Source organism: Neptunicella plasticusilytica (genome assembly GCF_047922965.1).
GTDB classification, from domain to species: Bacteria; Pseudomonadota; Gammaproteobacteria; order Enterobacterales; family Alteromonadaceae; genus Neptunicella; species Neptunicella plasticusilytica.
The window spans coordinates 429,742-453,877 of sequence record NZ_CP150481.1; the positions used below are offsets into that span (position 1 = coordinate 429,742).

A 24,136-nucleotide genomic window follows, 5' to 3' on the forward strand; every position below is an offset into this window, starting at 1 on the left:
AATTGTGGCGAAAAAATGGAATTTTCCCCCAACAGGTAAATTGCGTCAGGTTTTGAGATATAGTGCAGGCAGTAGACACCGATTTATCCACAACGAGTTAATTAACAGTATGAGTAAACGCATTGCACTGGTAGAAGATGACCCGGATATCCGTGAAAATTATGCTGCGGCGTTAAAAAAGCAGGGCTACGATGTACTGACTTATGCCAACAGGGCTGCAGCGGAAGCCGGTTTTAGCCAACGTTTACCTGATCTGGCCATTATCGATATCGGCTTGCAAGACGAGATTGACGGGGGGTTTGCGGTTTGTCAGCAATTGCGTTCGCTGTCCAAAACCTTGCCGATTATCTTTTTTACCGCGCGGGATAACGACTACGACACCATTTGCGGCCTACGCATGGGGGCCGATGATTACCTTACCAAAGATATCAGTTTGCCACATTTGCTGGCGCGAATTGCTGCGTTATTCCGGCGCACAGAATTGCTTAACCAGCCACAACTGCAATCGGACTTGGTCCAGTGTGGTGACTTATTGATGGACAGCAACCGTATGACGGTGAGCTGGCAAAATCAGCCAATAGAGCTTACCGTTACCGAATTCTGGATGTTGCACGCGATTGCCAAATTTGCCGGCCATGTCAAAAGTCGTCAGCAACTGATGGATGAATCCCGGATGGTGGTGGATGACACCACTATTACCTCACACATCAAACGGATCCGCAAAAAGTTTGTCCAGATTGACAAGTATTTTGATCGAATTGAAACGGTTTATGGCATGGGCTATCGCTGGAAAAATAGTGGATGAGTCAGTTACGTATCGGCATTCGTCTCAAGCTATTGTTATTGTCGCTGTTTTTATTTGCGATCCCCTGGCTGGGTTACAAATATGTATGGGAGTTGGAAAGTTACCTGCGGCTGGGGCAGGAACAAACCATGGTGGGTACTGCCCGTGCAGTAGCGACAGCCTTACATGAACGTCCTACTTTATTTGATAATCAGGCGGCTTATCTAAAAGATGTCAAACCCGGTACCGACCTGTACGCGCATAAAATTATGCAGCCCATTCAACTGGATGGTGATCTAACCGACTGGCAGGATTATCGTCATCTGGCACTGGATTACGGAGAGCAAAACCTGATTGACCCGGTGGCGGACTATCATCCGCAAAGTTTGCACTTTACCCATATGGTGGGACAGTTTGGTCCTTATCTGTATGCAATGTTTGAAGTGACCGACGACAAGGTTCTGCTTCGGCCGCAGAACAGTTTACGCATCGATCGTAATGACCATTTACAAATCGCGCTTATCGACCCGCAAGGTGAGTTCCAGCGTTATATTGTAGCTCCTGTAAAACCAGGATGGGTGAACGCTTACCAACTGGACAGCGAAACAGACTCGCTAAGACCCCTACGTCTGGAAACCCGTATTCAGGGTGACTGGCGCAGTACTCCTGATGGCTACAATATTGAGCTGCGGTTTCCACTGAATATGATGTCGAGCAAAATTGCCTTTGCTATTGTGGATGTCGATGATGCCAAAACCCGCTTGAAGCAATATTCAGTGGGTACGGCCAATCCGTCCCAGTCCGATTCACTAGGGACCGTGCTGGTGCCATCCCCTGAAATAGAAAATATTATTAAAGGGCTTAAATATTCGAACGCGCGGGTCTGGGTGGTAGACAATCATATGCGGGTACTGGCACGTTCCGGCAGTATTCATAGTTCCACCGGAGTCAAAACCGATGATAGCAATTCCAGAGACAAGTCATGGTGGCAAGGTTTTGAGCGGCGCTGGTTGCTACCCTTGTACTACCAGATTTTAACCAAACCACCGGCTGATTTTGTTGATGAATTGCAGGATGCCTATGCCTTGCAAGGCCAAGATATCGCCAATGCATTGGCGGGTAAACCGGATTCGCTGTGGCGGCTTAGTTCGGACAATAAGGCGGTGATTTTATCTGCCGCCCATCCCATTTTTATTGACGAAAAAGTCATGGGGGCAGTGGTGGTGGAGCAAACCACCCACGGTATTCGTACCTTGCGAAATAAAGCGCTGGAAGGCCTGTTCCATGTGATATTGGCGGTCATGACTTTGGGCACTTTGGCGCTGTTTTTATTTGCATCACGGATTTCATCCCGGATCCGTAAATTGCGCGATCAAACCGAGTCTGCCATCGATCAGCATGGCAAAATTATCGGCACTATTCCTGCCTCCAAAACCGGTGACGAGATTGGTGATTTATCCCGTACATTTCATAGCGTACTGGGCAAGCTCGGCCAATATAATACTTATCTGGAAAATATGGCGTCGCGTTTATCCCACGAGTTGCGCACGCCCGTGGCTGTGGTGAACTCTTCGCTGGAGAATATGGCGCTGGAAGAGCAAAGTGAAGACAATAAACAGTATATTGATCGTGCCCAGCAGGGGATCAAACGGCTGAGTAAAATCCTCAATAATATGAGTGAGGCCACCCGGCTGGAACAGGCGATGATGGTCAGTGAACAGGAAAAATTCAAGCTGGCAGAATTACTCAACGGCTGTATAGAAGGATACCGCATGGCTTATCCGGAGCGGCAGTTTAAGCTGGATATTAATAGCGTTGAAACGGGTATTAGCGGCTCCCCCGAACTGTTTGCACAGATGCTGGACAAAATTGTCACCAATGCAGTGGAATTCAGTGAGACACAATCGACTATCTGTTTTGAATGCAGCGACAAATCAGGCAAATTGCAGCTCAGTATTAGTAATCAGGGAGCTTTGTTGCCCGAAAAAATGCAAACCCAGTTACTGGATTCTATGGTGTCGGTCAGGCCGCAAAATGATACCCGGCAACCGCATTTGGGCCTGGGTTTATATATTGCCAAAATGATTGCCGAATATCATCAGGCACAGATTAGTATTGCTAATTTATCTGATAGTGCGGGAGTGGTGGTTAAAATAATAATCAATAAAACCTGAGCGATCGATGTTTGAAAGCTGTTCTTGCCCGTCATAACTTGGGTTTACTAAACCTGACAAGGCTGCAGGGGAAGAAGTATTATTAATTGGAAAAAATTATTTGTATGATCATCGATTGTGCCGTTGTTGACGCTACAGCTTAATTAACTATTAGAAGGCGATTAAATTGATACAAAAGTTACTCCCATCCAATGCAGGTTTTACGTTAATTGAACTTATTATTGTCATTGTCATATTAGGTATATTGGCCGTTACCGCTGCTCCCAAGTTTATTGATATAAGTGAAGATGCAACTGCGGCGGTTACCAAGTCCCAATACGCCGGTTTTAAAACGGCAATAAATCTTGTTTACGCCAAATCATTAATGAATCCTGGCAGTACGTTAACGGTTGGCAGTGACACTTATTCTATAGACGAATCAGGTTGGCCAACAGGCACAGGCAGTGGTTCAGCTATGTGCGCCGATCTGTGGAACAAGCTATACAGTGACCCGCAACCTGTGGCGACGACTAATGATCCTAACGGGACATTGGCAAAAGGTTGGAATACATTCGGTTATGACGGAATTTGTGCGTATGGTAATAGCGCTAATGGTGAATCATTTCTGGCCGGTAATTTGCCATTTTTCGTATATTTTTATAAAGACTTTAATCTGGCGGGTTACTCAGGATCGGCAGGTGATGTTACGACATATAATATGTAATGATACCTTAAACTTGAGGGGCGAGGGGAGTTAAAGTACTGATGAAGCGTTTATTGGCGGTTATGTCCTTGGTAGTCCTTTTGTTGTCTGGTTGTGCAGCAGTGTCACATGTAATGATAGGTCAAGCTCGGCCTGCTATTACACCGGGGCAGGTAAGAATTTATTATACCGCCCCAGCTAACTACGATGAGATTGCGATTATCACTGCTTCCAGCAAACACTCCTGGACTGTGACTGATCAGGCGAAGATAGATAAAGCCATCGAAAGAATGCAAATTGAAGCCGCCTCGCTTGGGGCTAACGGCATACTCATTCAACGCACCGATGATGAATATAGCGGTTCTGTTGGTACCGGAGGCTCATCCCTTTCAGGTAATGTTGCCCTTGGTACGTCGGTGGCCATACCTATTATAAATAAATCGGTTGAGGGGCTGGCTATTTTTGTGCCAGACAATCAACCGCCTAATGATGATGGTCTAGATCGCTAGCATCACGGCAGGCTTCGTCGTCAAACTCCAGTTCTATGGTGGTGTGTTCCAGCTCATAGGCAGATAAATTTTCGGCAATAGACGCCTTCACTCCCGCCATTTGTTGCACCGAAACATCGGATGCCAATACCAGATGGGCGGTTAACACATGTTTTTCACCATCAAGTGACCAAAAGTGCAAATGATGAAGCCCGGTGACCAGTTCATGGTTTAGCAATACTTCACGAATTTCGGTGCGCAACGACTCACTGGGAGCGGCTTGTAAAAACAGGCGCAGGGTAATGCGCAGGTTTTTAGCCACATTAAACAGGATAAACAAGGTAAAGCCGATCGAAAGGATGGGGTCAAGAATGGGTAGATGGACAAACATCAGTACGATAGAAACAATCAATACCGCCACCCAGCCCAATACATCCTCAAGCAAGTGCCAATTAAGCACTTTCTCGTTTAGTGTGGTGCCGGCACTAAGTTTGTAGGCGGCAAAACCATTCACACAGATACCGAAGATAGCCAGCACAAACATGCCTTCCGTTACCGGCATTTCGGGGTTGATCAATCGGGGTATCGCCTCAAACATGACCCATATCGAGCCAGTCAACAGCACCACGCCGTTGATTAACGCCCCTAAAAGCGAAAAACGTTTATAACCATAGCTGAAATTATGATTGGCTTGTTTATGACTGACTTTATTCAGTATCCAGGCAGTACCGATCGACAGACTGTCGCCCAGATCATGCACCGCATCAGCCATAATCGCGGTACTGTTAGTCAGCCAACCACCGATAAACTCGATAATAGTAAAGCTGACATTAAGTAAAAAAGCCCAACCTATACGCTCGGATGACGCATGGCTGTGATCATGATGATGGTGATCGTGCATAAAGTTTCCCGCTCGCTACAATCTTTCTAGTTATTCAACAAAACCCTGATTAGCTTTGACGGTTAACGGATGATAACCGGCCTTGGCTTCATCAAAGGCTTTCTTGGCGATCGCTTTTCCTTCAACAGTTTTGGATAACTCTTTATATAAAGGCTTAACCAATTTGTTACGACCAATGCTGACTAAATAATCATGCAACCGCGGGAAGGCAGGTTGGTACCAGTTTTTTACCGCAATCAATAACCAGCTGTGGGCAATTTCATTGTTGTGCGATTCGGTCAGGTTAAATGCTCTATCCAGATCATGTAACTGTTCCATGCTCAGCTCTTCGGGCATGTTATTCAAAAAATATAACCACTGATGTACTGTCCAGTTTTTGGTGTCAATCTGGTTGGCATGTAACTCGCCGCTAAGCCAGTTGCTACGCGCGTTATCGACAATACTGAATGCATCAGACTCAGGCATCGGAGCACCTTCAGGCACGCCCGGCTGGAAGATCCATTGATTGATGCGATCCATATCCAGTTTATCAGGATAACTAGCTACCACATGTTTTTTGAAGTAAGCCAGAAATTCGTCGGTGGTAATGCTCTGAAATTTGAAGTGCTGGAAGTATTCCATCAAAAACGCGTCCATATTGTCACGGCCGATTTTTTGCTCCACTTCACGCAGGAATAGTGCCCCTTTTTCGTAAGGGATGTCGGAGAACACATCATCCGGATCACGACCACGTAAATCGATAGCCAGTATTTGATCCTTACCGGTCAAATTGGCCACATCTGCTTCTAAACTCTGATAGCCCAATACAGCTTCCTGATTGTAACGGTCTTTGCCGTAGACATTTTCCATAATGCGATAGGTCAAATAGGTGGTAAAACCTTCGTTCAACCATAAATCACGCCAGGTGGCATTGGTCACTGTGTTGCCCGACCAGGAGTGCGCCAGCTCGTGGGCAATCAGTGAAACCAGGCTCTTGTCACCGGCGATTACTGTTGGGGTAATAAAGGATAAGCGCGGATTTTCCATGCCACCAAAGGGAAAGGACGGTGGCAAAATTAACAGATCATAACGATCCCAGCGATACGGACCATAGAGTTTTTCTGTGGCTATAAGCATCGATTCGGTATCTTCAAACTCGGCTGCTGCCGCGTCTAAAATAGAGGGCTCAGCATATACGCCGGTGCGTTCGCCCATCGCTTTAAAATGTAAATCGCCCACACCTAAGGCAATCAGATAGGACGGGATAGGTTGTGGCATATTAAATTCATACACACCGTCGCGCTCGGTATTGGGGTCGTTGGAGGCACTCATTACCGCCAGTAATTCCTTAGGGGTGCGAATAGTGGCTTTGTAAGTAACCCGAACTTGCGGCGAATCCTGCAGGGGAATAAAACTACGAGCGTGGATGGCTTGCGCCTGGGTAAACAGGAACGGATATTTTTTACCTGCCGTTTGCGCAGGTGTTAACCATTGAACACCGCTAGCCTGAGGTGAGGTGGCATAATTGATTTTTACTTTATTGCCTTTATCAGGTAAGGGTATTTCCAGTGCCGCACCTAAAAAATCATCGGCTTTCTGCAGTTCGAAATCAATTTTCTGGCCATTGGCTGTCACACTGTTAATCGTTAAGTCGCGGGTATCCACAATCAGGCTGGTTGCATCAGGATCTTTTTTATCGAAAGTCAGTTCGGCGTAGCCACTCATCACTTTTTGCTCGAAATCGACGGTCAGATCCAGATCAATATGGCTGACTTTGACCTGCTCTGGATTGGAAAGCGAATGGTAATCTTTGCCAACCTGGATCTGGTTGGTTGGGCTAATATCTTCGCTGGCCGCATTTGATGAGGTTGGCTGGACACTGTTGTCGCTGCAGCCAGCCAGCAGGGTAAGGCCAACTAAAACGAGCCCGGAAATTTTACTAAACATGAATATTCCTTCTACGAGGGTTTGATAATAAGTTTCTATCTTACCTTATAGTTATTGGGCAGCGTCAAATTAGTTATGTTCACATCTGTATTAATGTCTATATAGAACAGCTTATTGAAAAGGTAAGGACTTTTTCGCTTGATTGAATCGATTACTCTTTAATTGAACGTTTAATTAATTTGCTGAAATAGCTTATTGGATTAAGTTTGCAGGGAGTTTCATAGGTTGTAATCCAGGAGGGCTCAAAATAGGCTCTAGTTTCATAGCTTGCACTGGGTCGCCAATATCGGCAATTTTCAAAATAATAGTGACTTACTTGAGATAAACGAGTTTTGTTACTTAACCTCCTGCTGCCACCATGTAGTAAATTTGCTGACCATATTATCGCTTGGCCTTTCTTTAACAAGCCGTATTTCGGTTCAAATCCATGATCCAGAATCATCTGCTTAATTGCGACAGAATATTCTCTAAAATCGCTGCCTTTTGGCATCAATCCAAGATCCCGAAAGTCCATGTCGGGTAATTTATTTGAACCAGGATAAAAAACTAGTGGCCCTTGATCTTGGTTAATATTTTCAAGAGCCAGCCATACCCCACACATCATGCCAAAAGGTTCTGAATTAAAATGAATTGCATCGGAATGTTCAGGTTGTTCGGTTCCTTGATAAAAATTTAAAGTTTGAAAAGGTCTAGGTAAACGGTTGTACATGAAGTGCAGTAAACTATTGATGGTTTTATCTAAGGCTATGCTTTTGATTCGGCTATCTATTCGCCAACCATCTTGAAGTCTGTTGGGTGCAAAATAACTAACATTATTTGAGGGGAGTTTTTTATTTTCAAACCACTGATACAGATCTTTAGATAAAGACTCAATAATTCCATCATCAATATGTGTGTCGATGATGGCATAACCATTATCGAAATAATAACTTTTGATTTTAGGCCAAATGGCCTTATCAGCAACGCTAAACATGATGCGATAAATTTCCTTGATTCATTCGCCGACGGTAGCAATACAAACCCCTATGACTATTTCATGAAGGTCCGCAATGTAGGTTTAACATACTAGATTGCTAATCTTACCCCAGAGTGCCAAAGTAACTCCAAATTAGTTTTACTGCTGTTATTTGTCGCTGCACGGTTCGGTGTTATCTGATTGATTTATGAGCTAGTATTGAATCCCATTTTAGCGGATAACACGCTATCGTTGTTAGATTGGTGTCGCGGGAATTCGGCGGGAATAGCAGAGTGTTTTTTAATAAAGTGATATTACAGACGGGATTATTCGTTTTACTGTCGAGTCTTTTTAGTGTTGCGGCTTCCGCCAATCAGCATAATCATAAAGCCGAAATTCGTTTGGCGACCTTAGGGCCTGGTGTCGGTAATTTTGCACCAGTTTTATATGTAGAAAATCATAAAGTGATGGGGTCGATGCCCGATCAAATCCGCTGTGCTTTCGCCGCGTTGCAAATCGACACCCAGTTTATCCCTGTTCCTATTGGTCGACATATCTGGGCGGTGGATAAGCACCGGGTCGACGGTTATTTTCCTGCGACAGCCTATGAAGAAAATACCTCACCATTACAAACCAGCATTGTCTTGCTGGAAAGTGAAATTGCGGTTTATTCTTTATCGCCCGTTGATATTTATTCTCAACCCGCTCCATTGGTAGCGACAGTTCGGCGAGCAATGGCGCCGGAAAAGTTTATTGAGCGCCACCAGTTGCCGGTTGTAAAAACGTCCGGTTTTAATCAAGCCATAGAGTTGTTGCTAAAAAAAAGGGTCGAGGCTGTTATCGCTAATACCCAGGGATTTGAATTGGCGGCTAAAAATGAAGACTACCAATATGCCTGGCACAAGCAGTCGTTGGAGTCTGTCCAGATGCGTCTCTTCTTGTCACCAAATTACACCGCAGAAAATCCGGATATATTCAGTCGTTTAAATCCACTGCTGGAAAAATGTAAACCTTAGTCGTTCTTGGCGCATAGTTGTATGTCGATTTTATTGCGGTCATATTATGTTCATCTAACCGTAGTAAAAAATTCATATTGTTGCCTTAGCCTAGATTGTTGTTTTTATTATAAAAAATCTAGTTAAGGGACAGTCAATGAAGAAACTGAAACAAACATTAAAATTAAGCTTACTTTCACTGGCAGTGGTAGCCGGTCTATCTGCTTGCTCGCTCGATGGCGACGACGGTAAAGACGGTCAGGCCGGTGTTCCAGGCGAACAGGGAGCACCGGGTACGCCGGGAACCGATGGCCAGAATGGCGCAGATGGTCAAGACGCCACTCGTGATCTTTCCCTGCAAGTAGTAGGGCGTTTTGCCGCTGGTGGTATTGAGATTTATGGTAAGAGCGCCGCTGAAATTGTGCAGTTCCATAAAACTTCCGGATCTGCCTTTGCGATTAACGCTGCTGTTAATCATATTGAAGTAATTAATCTGGCCAACCTGCCTACCACCGAAGTGGCCAACCCGATAACCGACACCAGTTTGAGTTCAGCCGCTTTTACTTTCCCTGATACCGTCACAGTTAAAGATAGCAATGGCGTTGATCAGCAGGTGGCATTAGGTGTCGCTAACTCTATTGCTATTTATGGCGATATGTTAGCTATTGCCGTTGAAGCCGCAGTAAAAACCGATATGGGTGCGGTGTTGTTTTACAGTCTGGATGCAATGGGTCAGGGCACTTTTGTTAAAGCAGTAGCGGCCGGTGCGTTGCCCGATATGCTGACTTTCAGCCCGGACGGTAGCAAGGTCCTGGTGGCCAACGAAGGTGAACCGGATACTGACTATAACGTTGATCCGGAAGGCAGTATTTCGGTTATTTCGATTAGCGACAATACGCCAGCCGATACGGCAGCAACCATCAATTTTACCACCGATATGACCTTCAGCAGTGATTTGCTGGATGACGAAGATTATGACACCGATGCCAAGCGTATGGCGCTGTTGAAACAGGCTGGAGTGAAATTCGCCGGGCCTGCAGGTACCAGCGTGGCACAGGAACTGGAACCGGAATATATCGCCGTGACATCCGATAGTAAAAAAGCCTATGTGTCGCTACAGGAAAGCAACGCCATCGGCATTATCGACCTGGATGATATGACCGTTGAAGTTAAGGCGTTAGGTTTTAAAGACTGGAGCAAATATGAACTGGATTTCACCAACGAAGATGAAGTACCGTTTTTCCGTAGTGTAAAAGGCTTATACGGTATGTATCAACCCGATACCATTGCGTCCTATGAATGGAACGGTGCGACCTTTATTCTATCTGCTAACGAAGGCGATTCCCGTGATTGGGACGCTTATTCTGAAGAAGTGCGGGTAGAAGATATTATCGACCCGGATGAAATGAATATGTTGTTATCAGCTGAATTACAGGCCGCATACGATGCCAGTGGTGCTGATGATGGTTTGGGGCGTTTAAAAGTGACCACCGCATTAGGTGATGCGGACAATGATGGCGTTTACGAAGGTTTATATGCCTATGGTGGCCGTTCCTTCTCAATCTGGGATCAGAACGTCAATATGGTTTACGACTCAGGTGATGATTTCGAGAAAATCTCTGCGGCAATATTAGGCAACGATTTCAACAGTGCCCATACCGAGAACAAGGGTGATAACCGCTCCGATGACAAGGGGGGTGAGCCTGAAGCCATCACAGTGGGAGAAATTGACGGCCGTAACTATGCCTTTGTCGGCCTGGAACGCTCCGGTGACTTGTTTGTGTATGATGTGACCAGCCCGTTTAACGTCAGTTTTATCAATCATTATAACAATCGTGATTTTGATACCGACTTTGAGCTGGATGATGATTTGACAGAGCCCTGTGACGAAGCCGAAGGTATGGATTGTACCGAGGTGGCTGAATCGGGTGATTTAGGGCCAGAAAGCATCAAATTTGTGGCTGCTGCCGACAGCCCCAACGGTAATCCGTTATTAATTATCGGTAATGAAGTCAGCGGTACGGTGACGATCTATCAGGTTATTGCTGAATAATTACTCGATTATACAAGCTATGTAAAAGGCGCTACGGCGTCTTTTTTATTTTGTCTGCCACGCTGCAGGTTTTAATCTTAAATAGCTGAGGTTAGTATATTTTCTGCCATTACATTTGAACTTATAACCTGTGCTGAAATGACAACGCCAATATTAAAAACCGAACAGCTTATTGTCAGAGCCTTTGAGCAAGCCGATTTGCCCGTCTTTGCCCATTACCGGGCTCAAGAGGAGGTGGCCCGATATCAAAGTTGGACAGACTATAGTTATCAGGATGCTCTCGATCTTTTCAATCAGACCGACTATTCATCATTTGGCACAGCCGGACACTGGTATCAGCTGGCGATTGCCGGACGTCAGTCTAATCAATTATTGGGTGATATCGCGGTACATTTTATGGATGACAACCAAGTTGAAATGGGGTTTACCGTTGCCCCCCAAAATCAGGGCCAACATATCGCCACGCAAGCCGTTTCGGTTTTTCTGGTGTATCTGTTTACTGAGTTAAACAAGCACAGAGTGGTGGCCACCACAGATACAAGAAATGTGGCGTCCTGTCGTTTGCTGGAAAAGTTGGGATTCAGGCGCGAAGCGCATTTTATCCAGAATATCTTTTTTAAAGGTGCGTGGGGAGATGAGTACCAGTACGCTCTTTTGCAGTCAGAGCAAAGGTTATCCTAATGGACAAGTTCAACCAATATGCGATTAAACCACTCAGGCATACAGCAAAGAATTGAGTATCTGGCTGGCGGTGCAAGAGCGTTGATATTATTATCCAGCCAAGATAATTCTAGTCAGGAGGAAGCAAGCATGGATCCCAAGGTTAAGGCCTTGTTAGATAAAAGCGAATGGCATGAAGAGCGTAAGAAACTCAGACAGATTGCACGCGACTGTCAACTGGATGAACAAGTGAAATGGGGCAAACTGTGCTATAGCTACCAAAGTCACAATGTTGCGATGATTTATGGACTGAAAAACAATTGTTCATTGGGTTTTTTGAAAGGGGCATTGTTAAAGGACCCTGACAATATTCTGGTTAAACCCGGGGATAATTCACAGGCAGTGCGCTGGATCAAGTTTACCGATATCCAGCAAATAACCGCCATGGAAAACACACTCAAGGCATATATCAATAATGCGATTGATGTAGAGAAATCTGGGCTGAAGGTAGAATTTAAACAAAAGCATGCGCTGGTTTTAGCGCAAGAATTTCAACAGCGGCTGGATGCAGACCAACAGCTGAAAACGGCTTTTGAAGCGCTGACACCGGGAAGGCAGCGAGCCTATAACCTGTATTTTTCGGGTGCCAAACAAGCCAAAACCCGGATAGCAAGGGTAGAAAAATGTACCCCACAGATCCTCGACGGCAAGGGACTCCATGATAAATAAAACGGTAACTGGTAAAAACTAAAAGTCAGGATTGGCTACTTGGCGATTACCTTGATTTACCCCATCTGATCAGTAAAGATAATCGCCTGTTTCAAATCTTGTTAAGCCAAGGATAGCCGCTGTTGTTAGTCTTCAATAAAATCTGCCAGTTCTACCAGCAACGTTGTTTGTTCAATGAATTTTCGTTGCAAATCAAAGAACCACGGGTGCTGATCAGTGGTGCCAATGGCAGTGGTAAAACCACTTTATTGTTGATGGCGGCGGGTTTGGTGAAACCGCAGTCAGGCGATATCAGTTTTAATCAGCAGGATGTTTTGCAGGCCAATATCAAGCGCCAAATTGGCATTAGCGCCAGCAAGATAGCTTTGCCCGCCTTTATGACAGTGGACGAAATACTACAATTCCATCGTCGGCAATTTGCTTGTTCTTGTTATGATAAATGGCTTAAGCAATTTGGTCTTAATCACTATCTACCGACTAAAGTGGCGGATTTGTCGTTGGGGAATGTGAAAAAACTCAGTCTGATGACTGCCATTATGCACCAGCCTGAGTTATTGCTGCTGGATGAGCCTACCAACGGGCTGGATGAACAGGCTCGACTGAGTTTGAATCTATTGATTAGTGAATATCCCGGTCAGGTAATTATTGCCAGCCATGAAGCATTGGCAGCCGAGGATCAGCAAGTCAGGCATATTCAGTTGCAACGCGGCTAGGCTGTTTACAGTGCTCCGTTACTGGCAATTCCGCATTCGTATTTACCATGAATCACTTAAACAGTGGCTGGATAGTTTACGTCAAATCAGTACGGGACTGGTGGCATTGTTCCCGCTGGCGTTACCTGCGTTAATACTAATTCCGTTATTGGCATTAGGGGTACTGGCGGATTCAACCAGTAATAATCCGCTCTACCTGAATACCTTATGGGGATATCTGTTATTACTATACAGCTGGATGGCACTGCAGCGTGATGGTATACAGGCCAGACAGTATCAGCTGTATATCGACAGTCTGCCCATCAGCGCTGCAAAGCGACACTGGTGCGAACTGGGGATTATTCTATACGGTGCGAATATCTTTGTGCTGGGGCCATTATTATTAGTTGTAGTGATGTTTTTTCATCAGCTTGGTCATGCCGGTGCTGCTTCGATAAGTGCACTACTTAAACCATTGTTGCCTATTACTGCTTTGTTATTTCTCAGCGGGTATTACAGCCTAAGCGCGGTTCAGGGTGTCCGTCCGTGGCTGAGTTTATTGTTGCTGCCGTTAATTGCCAGCTCCTGGGCCAATGAATTAGTTAAAGGGCAATGGCTGATAATCTGGTTTGCAGCTATTGTAGTTGAACGTCAGTTGCCAGGGTTACGGGTGACATTAGGAAGCTGGCCAAGCGGCTTTTACCGGTTATTGCTACAAGCCGATATGGATAATCCGAGAAATGAAGGATTGCGATGGGTTGCATTACTGCTATTACTGATTCTGGCTACTATTTGTATTCAGGGGGTAGAACCTCAAGTGCAGCCTTATATCGCCAATTTGCTGAGCTTTGTCAGTGCCATTCTGATCGCTAGCAGTCTTTTTGATGTGCAAGCGGTGCGCCGTCAGTATCAGTTATATCTTGCCAGTTTGCCTGATACTTTATTGATACAGCGGTTTTATGGCGTTGCCTATGTCATGTTTAAAACGCTTCCCGCAGTGCTACTGATAAGCTATTTACAATTGTTTACCAGTGAGCAGTGGTGTTTGTGGAGTTTATTTTATACTAGCAGTCTGCTGGGAATACACTTGCGTCCAAAATGGTTTTTGTTTTTCCCGCTTGGCTGTGCTTTGCTGGTATTTTTTAAAAACCAGATTGCTTGAATTCGACCAGATTTACAGTTAACAATGTCACTACAACGAGTTGTGCTTACCTTTATGGTATGAGTTAAAAAGGGTTAGGACAGCGCATAAAAAAACAGGGGATAAATGGTGAAATCAATAGTCTACGCACTTGCTTTGGCTAGTTTAATATCAGTTAGTTTTAAATCTATTGCTCAGGATAACCAGCTAACTGCGCAGGAACAGGCAGCGGGTTGGAAGCTGCTATTTAACGGCAAGGACATGCAACAGTGGCGGAATTTCAAGAAAACGGATTTAACTGACAAATGGGTGGTTGAAGACGGCGCTATCAAGCTTAGCGGTGAAGGCGGTGGCGATATATTGACCAAAGCCACCTATCAGAATTTTGAGCTTAAACTGGACTGGAAAATCTCCCAAGCCGGTAACAGCGGCATCTTAATCATGGCGGATGAAACCGGACAATATATTTATTCGCATGCGCCGGAAATCCAGATTCTGGACAATCAACGACACCCGGATAATAAATTGGCCACTCATCTGTCTGGTTCTCTGTATGACATGATCGCCTCGCCAACATCGTCGCATAAGGTGGCTGGCGAATGGAACCAGGTAACAATCCGGCTGGATAATTCACTATTACAAATCTGGCAAAATGGTGTGAAAACGGCAGAGGTCAGCATTCACAGCAAAAAATGGAATGAGTTGGTGGCAAACAGCAAGTTCGCCGACTGGGAGGGGTTTGCAGGAGTCAAGCAAGGACATATAGGTTTGCAGGACCACGGTAACCCTGTCTGGTTTAAAAACATTAAAATTAAAGAGTTGCCCTAATGAACGGCTTCAAGCACGAGGTATTGGTGGTCGGCTCCGGAGCCGGTGGTGCCATGGCCGCCTATGAACTCACCCGATTAGGTCATAAGGTACTGATGCTCGAGGCCGGGCGGGATTACGATCCTAAAACCGAAACGCCGATGTTTAAACGTAATGGTGAAGCTCCATTAATGGGCGCTGGCAATGAAGACAAGGACTTCGGTTTTTATGATGCTACCGTCGACGGTGGCTGGCAGGTACCTAATGAACCTTATACCACCGCCGAAAATTCGGAATTTATGTGGTGGCGTGCCCGCATGTTGGGTGGCAGAACCAATCACTGGGGACGCTATTCACTACGTTTTAGTGCACATGATTTTAAAGGCAAAAGCCGCGACGGATTAGGAGCTGACTGGCCGTTCGAATATGCCGACATCGCCCCCTGGTACGATAAAACTGAAGAACTGGTGGGTGTCTGTGGCACCAACACCGGTTTGGATGATATGCCACCTTCAGCAGAGGGGATACTGCAGCCTCCGCCAAAACCCCGTATCACCGAGTTGCTGGTGGCAGCAGCGGCAAAAAAACTGGGTATTCCCGTTGCGCCCATGCATAGAGCGGTATTAACTCGCCCCAAAGATCAGCGTGCAGCCTGTTTTTATGCTACTCCCTGTGGCCGTGGGTGTTCAATCGGCGCGGCCTTTCAAACCACCACCTCGTTAATTCCGATGGCAAAAGCCACCGGCAATTTGCAGGTTATTACCGGTGCAATGGTCAAATCCGTTGACGTTGATTCAGCCGGTAAAGTAACCGGCGTCACTTATATAGATAAAACTGACGGTAGCGAGCATAAACTTACTGCCCGAGCAGTGGTATTAGCGGCCAGTGCTTGTGAAACTGCACGCTTGTTACTCAACTCGAAGAGTGAAGGTTTCCCTAATGGATTGGCTAATTCCAGTGGCCAGGTGGGTAAAAACTTGATGGATTCGACCGGTGCTGATTTGGGCGCACTTATCCCGGCACTGCGTGGCCGACCTATTTATAATGAGGACGGGCATACTTCCAACCACTTGTTTATTCCGTGGTGGGGACACAAGGCACAAGAGAAAGGCGAACTGGCTTTCCCACGAGGTTATCATTTTGAAATTGGCAGTCGTTTTCGCGAGCCGGGGGCTGGCGTGGAAGGCGATGTGCAGGGTTACGGCCTGTCGTTAAAACAACAGGTTAAGGATAATTACGGCGCTTTTGTGTGGTTTTCCTTGCGCGGTGAGATGTTACCCAATGAGCACTGTTATATGGATATTGATGACAACGTTACCGACAAGTGGGGCATTCCCGTAGCCCGTTTTCACTGGCAATGGTCAGAGCACGAACTCAAGCAAATTGAACATGGAATGCAAACCGCCAAAGATATTCTGACGACCATGGGGGCCGAAGTGGGCGATTTGCCGCCAGCCGATCAGGCGATTTTAAAAGGTGGGCAAATTATTCATGAAGTCGGTACTACCCGCATGGGGGCATCGCCACAGGATTCGGTAACCAATCAATGGGGGCAAAGCTGGGATTGTCCCAATCTGTTTGTTATGGATGGTGGGGTATTTGCATCTAATCCGCATAAAAATTGTACATTGACCATTATGACCCTGGCCATGCGCAATGCCGCCTGGTTAGGACAGCAACTCGACAAGGGAGTGCTTTAAAATGGTACAGAATAAATCACAAGCCACTGGTGATAACGGCAGCCAGTATCAGTACCAGGCAGGAATGACACGCCGCCAGTCGTTAAAATGCATGGGGATATTGGCGGCAGGGGCCATGTTGCCTTTGGTCGGGGGATGTGTCGCTGTTGATGAACATGCGGTAAAAGCCGACGTTGGCCATTGGCCCAACCTGGATTTGCCCGTTATTGATGCCAGGGGATATGGAAAAGATCCCAATTTAATCTTGCCACCGGAGTCGCCCTGGCCGTTAACCTTAACTGCCGAGCAATTAAATTTAGTGGCTGTATTGTCGGATATTCTGGTTCCCCGTGACGGTGCTATTCCTTCCGCTTCCGAGGTCAAAGTACCTGATGTAGTCGACGAGTGGGTAAGTGCGCCTTATGCCAGACAGCAAAGAGACAGGCTAACTATTCTTTCGGCACTGGTCTGGATTGATGATGAAGCGCAAATAAGATTTAACCAAGCTTTTGTCGCGTTAAACGAGTCACAACGTTTGGCTATTATCGATGATATAGCCTACGAGAATGAACAAACACCTCAGCAATTCAAACGTATTGCTGCGGCTTTCGGACGTTTTCGTCGTCTGGTACTGGCTGCTTTTTACAGCACACCGCAAGGTATCAAAGATATCGGTTATGTGGGCAACGTTCCTATTGCCGGAGATTATCCGGGCCCGACGCCACAAGCCTATGCCCATCTGGACAGGGTATTGGCGGATTTGGGTCTAACTGAGTATGCTTATCAAAGGGACATATAATCGACAGAGGGTTGCATTGTAGAAGGAGCAGAGTATGGAACTGGGTTGTTTTTCAGTAAGCCTTGCCGTGAAAGATCTTGAAAAATCCAGGCTGTTTTATCAAAAACTTGGCTTTGCAGTTTTTGCTGGGGATCAGGCACACAATTACTTAATAATGAAAAATGGTGCAACCAATATCGGTCTGTTTCAGGGGATGTTCGAAAACAATATTCTGACCTTTAATCCCGGTTGGGATCAGGGAGCACAAAATCTGGAAACCTTTACCGACATTCGGCAAGTACAGCAACATCTGATTAATCAGGGATTTGATATTGTGCAAAATGCGGTTAGCGGAGAGTCTGGCCCGGCGAACTTTTCAGTGGTTGATCCTGATGGTAACGCGATTTTATTTGATCAACATGTTTAACTCGTTGGGGGATTTAGGACTCACCCTTTCCGTACCCCCAACGTTCCATTAGATTCTGATCCAGTCCTAAATGATCGAGTATGCGCGCTACCACAAAGTCGACTAAATCCTGTATTGATTGCGGATTGTGATAAAACCCCGGAGCAGCGGGCATAATAGTCGCGCCAATCTGTGACAGTTTCAGCATGTTTTCCAGGTGAATGGTGGAAAGTGGCATTTCTCTGGGAACCAGGATCAATTGGCCTTTTTCCTTGATTACCACGTCGGCGGCGCGTTCTATCAGGTTATCACTGGCACCACTGGCAATGGCTGATAACGTGCCGGTAGAGCAGGGACATACCACCATCTGTTTGGGCGCTGCCGAACCGGATGCAACCGGTGAAAACCATTCATCTTTACCACATACGCGGACCTGCTGTTGTTGTACCTGAAAATATTCGGCAAAAAACTGGCTGGCCGCTTGCGGATTAGCCGGTATTTTCAAATTTTGTTCAGTTATGAATACAACGCGCGCGGCCGAGGATATTAATACAAAAACCTGATAATCTGCCTTTAGCAAACAATCCAGTAAACGCAACGCATAAGGAGCACCGGATGCTCCCGTTATCGCCAGTGTTATTTGTTTGCTGTTTTGCGTCATGTTAATTCCCGTTGTGCAATGAATTGGCGTGTAGCAGATGGCGTTATCGCCTTTAGATATAACCAAGTTTACAGAACCATTATCAATTTTACTAAGTTGATTAATGAGTTATCGATATAAAAGCATTACAATTCAGTGGTCTGTATAACAATAATAACCGCTATTTTTTCGTGTCCAGGCCGGTTTTAATGAGATGGTGATGGCACAGATTCTGGTCTTTTCATTTTGCCAATGACCGGCGCGAGTGATAGCAACAGCACAATGGTTAAAGCTGCGGTAAACAGTGGCAAAACCTAATTTATCCTACACCAACAACACTAAGGTCAACGACAACAATGAAAAGACTTAACACACAACTGCAGGAAGACGGCTGTCCCCTTGAATTGATCCTGCTGATCCGAACTTTATTGGCCGCCTGTAAGGAAATATCCTTCCGGGTCAGTCAAGGCGCCTTGGCTGGCGTGCTGGGATCAACACTAAGCGACAATGTACAAGGTGAGCGCCAGAAAAAGCTGGATGTCATTGCCAATCATATCTTGCGCGATATTTTGAGCGAATCGGGATACGTTAAAGCGGTTTCTTCGGAAGAAGAAGATAATGTAATCGGTTGCGCGCCTGACGGAAAATATCTGGTCAGCTTCGATCCGCTGGATGGTTCATCCAATACTGATGTGAACAGCCTTATCGGCACGATTTTTTCCATTATGCACGCCCCTCAATGGATGGAAACCACCGACCCGTCGGCGTTTTTGCAACCTGGCACTCAACAGGTTGCGGCAGGCTATGTACTGTACGGACCATCCACTATGTTGGCGATGACTACCGGACGCGGCACACACCTGTATACCCTGGATAAAACTCATGGGGGATTCCTGGTTACTAAAGCCAATGTACAGGTACCACCCGAAACTAACGAATTTTCTATCAACAGCTCTAACCAGCGCCATTGGGAAGAGCCGATGCAAAATTATGTGGCAGATTTACTGGCTGGCACGGAAGGGCCAAGAGGTAAAGATTATAATATGCGCTGGGTGGCGGCGATGGTGGGTGATATTCATCGGGTGCTGTCTCGCGGCGGCATTTTTGCTTATCCGTTCGACAAACGTAATCCGGCGATCCCAGGCAAGTTACGTCTGCAATATGAAGCCAATCCTATGGCATTTTTGATGGAACAGGCTGGTGGATTGGCCGATACCGGTGAAGGACGCATTATGGAAGTCATGCCAACCGAAATCCATCAACGAGTGCCGGTGATTTTAGGTTCCAAAGACGAAGTTGAAACCTGTCTGGAATACTATAAATAGACTAATCTGGTTGCGTTTATACGGTTAAAGTCGGCGATATATTTGCCGACTTGTTGCATTTGCAGGTAACAATCCTGACGATTCAGCAACTGGGCACCTAAATGTCATAATTTGTCACTAAACTTATAGTCATAGGTTACCAACCGGGTGTCAATATGTCGATTATTCCAATTCCGGGCTTTAGCGAGCCGGTTAATGCCATTTCTCATTTGCTTACTGCCGGTGTTTTTCTGATTTTGGCTATTTTTACCCTGTATAAGGGGCGTGGCAACACTGCCAGACAGCTCAGTCTGCTGGTGTTCAGTTTTTTTGCTGTCGCGTTGTTTGCCTTGAGCGGTGTCTATCATTTGCTTGAAAAGGGCAGTCAGGCCAGTCTGGTGCTACGTATTCTCGATCACACTGCCATTTTTACCATGATCGCCGGTTCATTTACCCCATTTCATATTATTCTGTTGCGAGGTCGTTCGCGCTGGCTACCCCTGTTAATTATCTGGCCATTGGCAATTACCGGCCTGACCTTAACCGCGATCTTTTTTCGCTCGATGTCGGAAGGGTTATTACTGTCATTTTTTCTGGCGATGGGCTGGATGGGAATATTCACCGTTATCCGGGTATGGACAATCAGTAAATCAGTCGCTCAGTTGATTGTGGTCGGTGCGTTATTTTATACCATTGGTGCATTGCTGGATTACGCCCAGTGGCCGGTGCTGATTGACGGGGTGATAGGCGCCCATGAATTGTTTCATTTTACCATTATTGCTGCAGCGCTGTGCCATTGGTTTGCCATTTATAATATTGCGTATTATCCGCTAAAAAATGAACTGACCATTGTCGTACGTGAATTTCCCGGTCAGTTCCAGGCCTATTTATTTGGCGAGAACTGTATTGCCAAAGCGCCAACCAAGGCTGAGCTAATGGCAGGGTTGCGTCATTGGTTGGTACGCACTTACCCTCAAAAACTGGTTCCTGAAAAGATCCGTTTCAAATTTTATCAAGAAGAGTGGGTCAAGCTCGACTGATTTAAAAAATTGAGGTATGGGTGTAACTGGTCAGCTTCTCCAACGCGAGCTGACCGAGTACCGAATTACCGTATCGATCCAGTTCTGGCGCCCATACAGCCACAGTGTATTGTCCGGGACAAACGGCAACTATGCCGCCACCGACACCACTTTTTGCCGGTAACCCGACATTATAGGCAAAGTTTCCTACCGCATCGTATAGACCACAAGTCAGCATTAGCGAGTTGATGCGTTTATCCATTTTTTCGGCGTGAAAGCTGGACTTGAAATGGGACTTTCCACGATTGGCCAAACACTCAATTGCCCTGGCCAAATCACGGCAACTCATCGTGATGGCACATTGTTTAAAGTAGCAATCGAGGGTTTGTTCGACCTCTGCTTCCAGGTTGCCCATGCCCTTGAGCAGATTGGCAATCGCGACGTTACGAAAGCCGGTTGCCTGTTCGCCGGCGGCAATCTGTTGATCAATACGGTTGCTGTCATTGCCGGAAAGCGAGGCGATAAATTCTTCTATGCGTCTTGCCGGTGCGGCGCTTCTGGCGGCAATTACGTCGGTTACCACTATGGCGCCGTCGTTGATAAAAGGATTGCGCGGAATACCACCCTCTGAATCCAGTAACACCAGAGAATTGAAACGCATGCCGGAAGGTTCGCGGCCGACACGTTGCCATAGTTCCTCTCCAACGATATCCAGCGCCAACATTAAGGTAAACAGTTTGGAGATACTCTGGATTGAAAAGGCGGTATCGGCGGCTCCAACGGTAAACTCCTGTTCATCCACGGTACGCAATGCCATGCCAAATTGTTGCGGATCGACTTGGGCCAAGCCAGGAATATAGTCAGCAACGTTGCCCTGTCCATATTCATTGATCACTTCCTGATGAATTTGTTGCAGTATCATCGGTAGGGCGTCCAGATCGAGTATCTGGTTTATGCTGTTGTCGCCAGTATTGTTAGCCATAGGTGATAATTTATATTTTCTATGTTGGTGGTCTCTATCCGTCAGACTAGCATGTCCAAAAAAAAGCCGCTCAAACTGGAGCGGCTTATAACGGTTTTGTTACTACTATTGGTTATAGTAGCGGGGCGATAACCAGACTGACAATCGCCATCACATTGATCAAAATATTCATCGCCGGGCCGGAGGTATCCTTGAATGGGTCGCCGACAGTATCACCCACAACGGTGGCGGCATGCACATCTGATCCTTTACCGCTAAAATTGCCTTTTTCGACATATTTTTTGGCATTGTCCCAGGCCCCCCCGGCGTTGGCCATCATTAGCGCCATTAATACGCAGCCTAGTAGCGCTCCTCCTAACATTCCGCCCAAGGCATAAGCACCCAATCCGAATCCCACCACTGGCGGAGCGGCTACCGCAATCACACCGGGCAAGATCATTTTCTTCAGTGCCGCCTGAGTGGCAATATCCACACATCGGCCGGTATCCGGTTCCGCCGTACCTTCCATCAGGCCGGCAATTTCCTTAAACTGGCGGCGAATTTCCTGAATCATCTCAAAGGCCGCGTCGCCTACAGCTGTCATGGTAATAGCAGCGATCAGGAACGGGATGACCCCGCCAATAAACAGACCGACCAACACTTTGGGGTTACCCAGATTTAAGGTGAACTCCGGGTAATGAAAGGTCATGGTTTTGATAAATGCGGCAATAATGGCCAATGCAGCTAACGCCGCTGCCCCAATCGCAAAGCCTTTACCGATGGCTGCCGTGGTATTACCTAATTCATCCAGTGAATCGGTAATCTTACGGGTTTCTTCACCTAATCCGCCCATTTCGGCAATGCCACCGGCGTTATCTGCCACCGGGCCGTAAGCGTCTATCGCCATGGTAATACCTACTGTCGCCAACATTCCTACTGCGGCAATCCCCACGCCGTACAAACCAGCTAACTCAGTCGAGGCGTAGATAATCGCGCAAATAGTTAATACCGGCACAACCACCGATTGCATACCCACTGACAAACCTGTGATCATGACTGTGGCCGGGCCGGTTTCACCGGATTTTGCAATGCGTTTAACCGGTGTGGAAGCGGTGTAATATTCAGTCACCAGGCCGATAATAATGCCACCGACTGCTCCGGATATTACCGCCCACCAGACATGGCTGGAAATCTGCAGGTAACTAATCACAAAGTGCGCAGCGATGATAAACAGAACGGCTGCGGACATAGTGCCAGCCCGTAAAGCCACTTCCGGTTTACTGGAGGACAACAGATTAACCAGAATAATGCCCAGTACCGAACAAATCAGTCCGGCAGAAGCCAATGCCAAGGGCAGGAACATCAAATTTTCGCGGGCACCCATCATATCCAGTGCCATGGTTGAAGCAATGGCTATCGTAGCGATCATCGACCCGCAATAAGATTCAAAAATATCCGAGCCCATGCCGGCAACATCACCCACATTGTCACCCACATTGTCGGCAATCACTCCAGGATTGCGTGGATCATCCTCAGGAATACCCGCTTCAATTTTACCTACCAAATCGGCACCGACATCGGCACTCTTGGTAAAAATACCGCCACCCACACGTGAGAACAGCGCCACCGAGGAGGCACCCATACCGAAGCCGTGGATAACATGCGCAGTGTGCGGATCGCCGCCAAAAAACCAGTACAAAACACCAAGCCCGAGCAATCCCATCGCCGCGACACACAATCCCATCACCGAGCCACCCATAAAGGCAATGGATAATGCTTTGGCCGAACCCGTATCATGGGCCGCCTGAGTTGTGCGTACATTGGCCTTGGTCGCGGTGAACATACCAATGTAGCCGGCCAGCGCTGAGCAAATTGCACCCACTGCAAAGGCCAACGCAGTATTTTGGCCGAGGGCAAAGTACAGGATGGCGCACAGGATCACCGCAAAAATCAGCAGCATCTTGTATTCGCGATGCATAAACACCATGGCTCCCAAATGGATAGCATCGGCTATTTTGCTAATCGCCTGATTAGTGACTTTGTGTTTAGTGATAAGAAAATAAATAACCAGTGCACAGAGTAAACCGGCGATGCCAAGGACTGGCGGTAGTAATAACATTTCGTTCATAGTGTCCCCGTAAAAGTGTGACACAAAGAGCGACAACTTCCTGACGGATAACATGACAGGTTTTTAACAACAAACCTGACTCGACAAGAACACGCTTTGTTATTGTTTTGTTAGTGTTTTTCGTTACTGGTTTAACTATAACCAGCGTTGAGAGTAGAGACAATCACAAATATTGCTCAAAGCGCGGAAATATTCGCCAATGCCTTTGAATCAGGGCGGTTAAATCTATATAAT

General features: G+C 46.5%; 22 protein-coding genes. 16 read left to right on the forward strand and 6 right to left on the reverse strand.

What is annotated here, in order from left to right; translation table 11 throughout:
- The first annotated feature begins 109 nt into the window (after positions 1-109).
- The 4 genes from pdsR (at position 110) to V1467_RS02105 (ending at position 4,149) form a co-directional block, all read left to right on the forward strand.
- Positions 110-805: a proteobacterial dedicated sortase system response regulator gene (pdsR, locus tag V1467_RS02090; protein ID WP_416307146.1), complete on the forward strand. Its 696-nt coding sequence runs from the start codon at positions 110-112 to the stop codon at positions 803-805.
- Positions 802-2,958, forward strand: a complete 2,157-nt coding sequence (gene pdsS, locus V1467_RS02095) for a proteobacterial dedicated sortase system histidine kinase (protein ID WP_416307147.1) — start codon at positions 802-804, stop codon at positions 2,956-2,958. The genes pdsR and pdsS overlap by 4 nt, the downstream gene beginning before the upstream one ends.
- A gap of 166 nt (positions 2,959-3,124) precedes the next feature.
- Entirely contained in the window at positions 3,125-3,661 is a 537-nt protein-coding gene (locus tag V1467_RS02100) for a prepilin-type N-terminal cleavage/methylation domain-containing protein (RefSeq protein WP_416307148.1), read from the forward strand.
- 113 nt (positions 3,662-3,774) lie between these two features.
- Positions 3,775-4,149, forward strand: a complete 375-nt coding sequence (locus V1467_RS02105; protein WP_416307149.1) for a hypothetical protein — start codon at positions 3,775-3,777, stop codon at positions 4,147-4,149.
- Here the strand turns inward: V1467_RS02105 and V1467_RS02110 are convergent.
- From V1467_RS02110 to V1467_RS02120, 3 genes are all read right to left on the reverse strand, one after another.
- Positions 4,124-5,029 (reverse strand): cation diffusion facilitator family transporter, encoded by a 906-nt coding sequence (locus V1467_RS02110; RefSeq protein ID WP_416307150.1) that lies wholly within the window; start codon positions 5,027-5,029, stop codon positions 4,124-4,126. The two genes, V1467_RS02105 and V1467_RS02110, sit on opposite strands and share 26 nt — an antisense overlap.
- Before the next feature lie 30 nt (positions 5,030-5,059).
- Positions 5,060-6,955 (reverse strand): M1 family metallopeptidase, encoded by a 1,896-nt coding sequence (locus V1467_RS02115; RefSeq protein WP_416307151.1) that lies wholly within the window; start codon positions 6,953-6,955, stop codon positions 5,060-5,062.
- Between the two features lie 151 nt (positions 6,956-7,106).
- Positions 7,107-7,928 carry a phytanoyl-CoA dioxygenase family protein gene (locus V1467_RS02120; protein ID WP_416307152.1) on the reverse strand — a complete coding sequence of 274 codons (822 nt, stop codon included), beginning with the start codon at positions 7,926-7,928 and terminating at the stop codon, positions 7,107-7,109.
- A gap of 275 nt (positions 7,929-8,203) precedes the next feature.
- Between V1467_RS02120 and V1467_RS02125 the strand changes: the two genes are divergently transcribed.
- The 10 genes from V1467_RS02125 (at position 8,204) to V1467_RS02170 (ending at position 17,871) form a co-directional block, all read left to right on the forward strand.
- Complete coding sequence (locus tag V1467_RS02125) at positions 8,204-8,926, forward strand: hypothetical protein (RefSeq protein ID WP_416307153.1); 723 nt, start codon at positions 8,204-8,206, stop codon at positions 8,924-8,926.
- Positions 8,927-9,062: 136 nt separating this feature from the next.
- The gene (locus V1467_RS02130) at positions 9,063-10,958 is read left to right on the forward strand and encodes a choice-of-anchor I family protein (RefSeq protein ID WP_416307154.1); all 1,896 of its coding nucleotides are present in this window, start codon (positions 9,063-9,065) and stop codon (positions 10,956-10,958) included.
- Between the two features lie 138 nt (positions 10,959-11,096).
- The gene (locus V1467_RS02135; RefSeq protein WP_416307155.1) at positions 11,097-11,639 is read left to right on the forward strand and encodes a GNAT family N-acetyltransferase; all 543 of its coding nucleotides are present in this window, start codon (positions 11,097-11,099) and stop codon (positions 11,637-11,639) included.
- 18 nt (positions 11,640-11,657) lie between these two features.
- Positions 11,658-12,347, forward strand: a complete 690-nt coding sequence (locus V1467_RS02140; RefSeq protein ID WP_416307156.1) for a YdeI/OmpD-associated family protein — start codon at positions 11,658-11,660, stop codon at positions 12,345-12,347.
- A gap of 122 nt (positions 12,348-12,469) precedes the next feature.
- Positions 12,470-13,060 carry an ABC transporter ATP-binding protein gene (locus V1467_RS02145; protein ID WP_416307157.1) on the forward strand — a complete coding sequence of 197 codons (591 nt, stop codon included), beginning with the start codon at positions 12,470-12,472 and terminating at the stop codon, positions 13,058-13,060.
- A gap of 10 nt (positions 13,061-13,070) precedes the next feature.
- Entirely contained in the window at positions 13,071-14,201 is a 1,131-nt protein-coding gene (locus tag V1467_RS02150; protein WP_416307158.1) for a DUF6136 family protein, read from the forward strand.
- 105 nt (positions 14,202-14,306) lie between these two features.
- Entirely contained in the window at positions 14,307-15,008 is a 702-nt protein-coding gene (locus tag V1467_RS02155) for a 3-keto-disaccharide hydrolase (protein ID WP_416307159.1), read from the forward strand.
- A complete protein-coding gene (locus V1467_RS02160; RefSeq protein WP_416307160.1) occupies positions 15,008-16,687 on the forward strand; it encodes a GMC family oxidoreductase in 1,680 nt (559 codons plus the stop codon). Before V1467_RS02155 ends, V1467_RS02160 begins: the two co-directional genes overlap by 1 nt.
- A 1-nt stretch (position 16,688) precedes the next feature.
- Positions 16,689-17,465, forward strand: a complete 777-nt coding sequence (locus V1467_RS02165) for a gluconate 2-dehydrogenase subunit 3 family protein (protein ID WP_416307161.1) — start codon at positions 16,689-16,691, stop codon at positions 17,463-17,465.
- A 34-nt stretch (positions 17,466-17,499) separates the two neighbouring features.
- Positions 17,500-17,871, forward strand: coding sequence for a VOC family protein (locus V1467_RS02170; protein ID WP_416307162.1), 372 nt, complete (start codon positions 17,500-17,502; stop codon positions 17,869-17,871).
- Positions 17,872-17,884: 13 nt separating this feature from the next.
- On the opposite strand, the gene V1467_RS02175 is transcribed toward V1467_RS02170, so the two are convergent.
- A complete protein-coding gene (locus V1467_RS02175; protein WP_416307163.1) occupies positions 17,885-18,511 on the reverse strand; it encodes a flavin prenyltransferase UbiX in 627 nt (208 codons plus the stop codon).
- A gap of 335 nt (positions 18,512-18,846) precedes the next feature.
- Between V1467_RS02175 and V1467_RS02180 the strand changes: the two genes are divergently transcribed.
- Both V1467_RS02180 and trhA read left to right on the forward strand, forming a co-directional pair.
- On the forward strand, positions 18,847-19,815 hold the full coding sequence (locus V1467_RS02180) for a class 1 fructose-bisphosphatase (protein ID WP_416307164.1): 969 nt from the start codon (positions 18,847-18,849) through the stop codon (positions 19,813-19,815).
- A gap of 155 nt (positions 19,816-19,970) precedes the next feature.
- The gene (gene trhA / locus V1467_RS02185; protein WP_416307165.1) at positions 19,971-20,834 is read left to right on the forward strand and encodes a PAQR family membrane homeostasis protein TrhA; all 864 of its coding nucleotides are present in this window, start codon (positions 19,971-19,973) and stop codon (positions 20,832-20,834) included.
- A gap of 1 nt (position 20,835) precedes the next feature.
- On the opposite strand, the gene V1467_RS02190 is transcribed toward trhA, so the two are convergent.
- The gene (locus V1467_RS02190) at positions 20,836-21,795 is read right to left on the reverse strand and encodes a glutaminase (protein WP_416307166.1); all 960 of its coding nucleotides are present in this window, start codon (positions 21,793-21,795) and stop codon (positions 20,836-20,838) included.
- A 112-nt stretch (positions 21,796-21,907) separates the two neighbouring features.
- Positions 21,908-23,902 (reverse strand): sodium-translocating pyrophosphatase, encoded by a 1,995-nt coding sequence (locus V1467_RS02195; RefSeq protein WP_416307167.1) that lies wholly within the window; start codon positions 23,900-23,902, stop codon positions 21,908-21,910.
- Positions 23,903-24,136 lie beyond the last annotated feature (234 nt).

What these genes read in the sequence shown, in the direction of transcription:
- V1467_RS02115 (WP_416307151.1), bottom strand. Translation starts at nt 6,955, where the DNA reads ATGTTTAGTAAAATTTCCGGGCTCGTTTTAGTTGGCCTTACCCTGCTG.
- V1467_RS02155 (WP_416307159.1), top strand. Translation starts at nt 14,307, where the DNA reads ATGGTGAAATCAATAGTCTACGCACTTGCTTTGGCTAGTTTAATATCA.
- V1467_RS02120 (WP_416307152.1), bottom strand. Translation starts at nt 7,928, where the DNA reads ATGTTTAGCGTTGCTGATAAGGCCATTTGGCCTAAAATCAAAAGTTAT.
- V1467_RS02170 (WP_416307162.1), top strand. Translation starts at nt 17,500, where the DNA reads ATGGAACTGGGTTGTTTTTCAGTAAGCCTTGCCGTGAAAGATCTTGAA.
- trhA (WP_416307165.1), top strand. Translation starts at nt 19,971, where the DNA reads ATGTCGATTATTCCAATTCCGGGCTTTAGCGAGCCGGTTAATGCCATT.
- V1467_RS02175 (WP_416307163.1), bottom strand. Translation starts at nt 18,511, where the DNA reads ATGACGCAAAACAGCAAACAAATAACACTGGCGATAACGGGAGCATCC.
- V1467_RS02190 (WP_416307166.1), bottom strand. Translation starts at nt 21,795, where the DNA reads ATGGCTAACAATACTGGCGACAACAGCATAAACCAGATACTCGATCTG.
- V1467_RS02135 (WP_416307155.1), top strand. Translation starts at nt 11,097, where the DNA reads ATGACAACGCCAATATTAAAAACCGAACAGCTTATTGTCAGAGCCTTT.
- V1467_RS02110 (WP_416307150.1), bottom strand. Translation starts at nt 5,029, where the DNA reads ATGCACGATCACCATCATCATGATCACAGCCATGCGTCATCCGAGCGT.
- pdsS (WP_416307147.1), top strand. Translation starts at nt 802, where the DNA reads ATGAGTCAGTTACGTATCGGCATTCGTCTCAAGCTATTGTTATTGTCG.
- V1467_RS02105 (WP_416307149.1), top strand. Translation starts at nt 3,775, where the DNA reads ATGATAGGTCAAGCTCGGCCTGCTATTACACCGGGGCAGGTAAGAATT.
- V1467_RS02165 (WP_416307161.1), top strand. Translation starts at nt 16,689, where the DNA reads ATGGTACAGAATAAATCACAAGCCACTGGTGATAACGGCAGCCAGTAT.
- V1467_RS02195 (WP_416307167.1), bottom strand. Translation starts at nt 23,902, where the DNA reads ATGAACGAAATGTTATTACTACCGCCAGTCCTTGGCATCGCCGGTTTA.
- V1467_RS02160 (WP_416307160.1), top strand. Translation starts at nt 15,008, where the DNA reads ATGAACGGCTTCAAGCACGAGGTATTGGTGGTCGGCTCCGGAGCCGGT.
- pdsR (WP_416307146.1), top strand. Translation starts at nt 110, where the DNA reads ATGAGTAAACGCATTGCACTGGTAGAAGATGACCCGGATATCCGTGAA.
- V1467_RS02130 (WP_416307154.1), top strand. Translation starts at nt 9,063, where the DNA reads ATGAAGAAACTGAAACAAACATTAAAATTAAGCTTACTTTCACTGGCA.
- V1467_RS02140 (WP_416307156.1), top strand. Translation starts at nt 11,658, where the DNA reads ATGCGATTAAACCACTCAGGCATACAGCAAAGAATTGAGTATCTGGCT.
- V1467_RS02180 (WP_416307164.1), top strand. Translation starts at nt 18,847, where the DNA reads ATGAAAAGACTTAACACACAACTGCAGGAAGACGGCTGTCCCCTTGAA.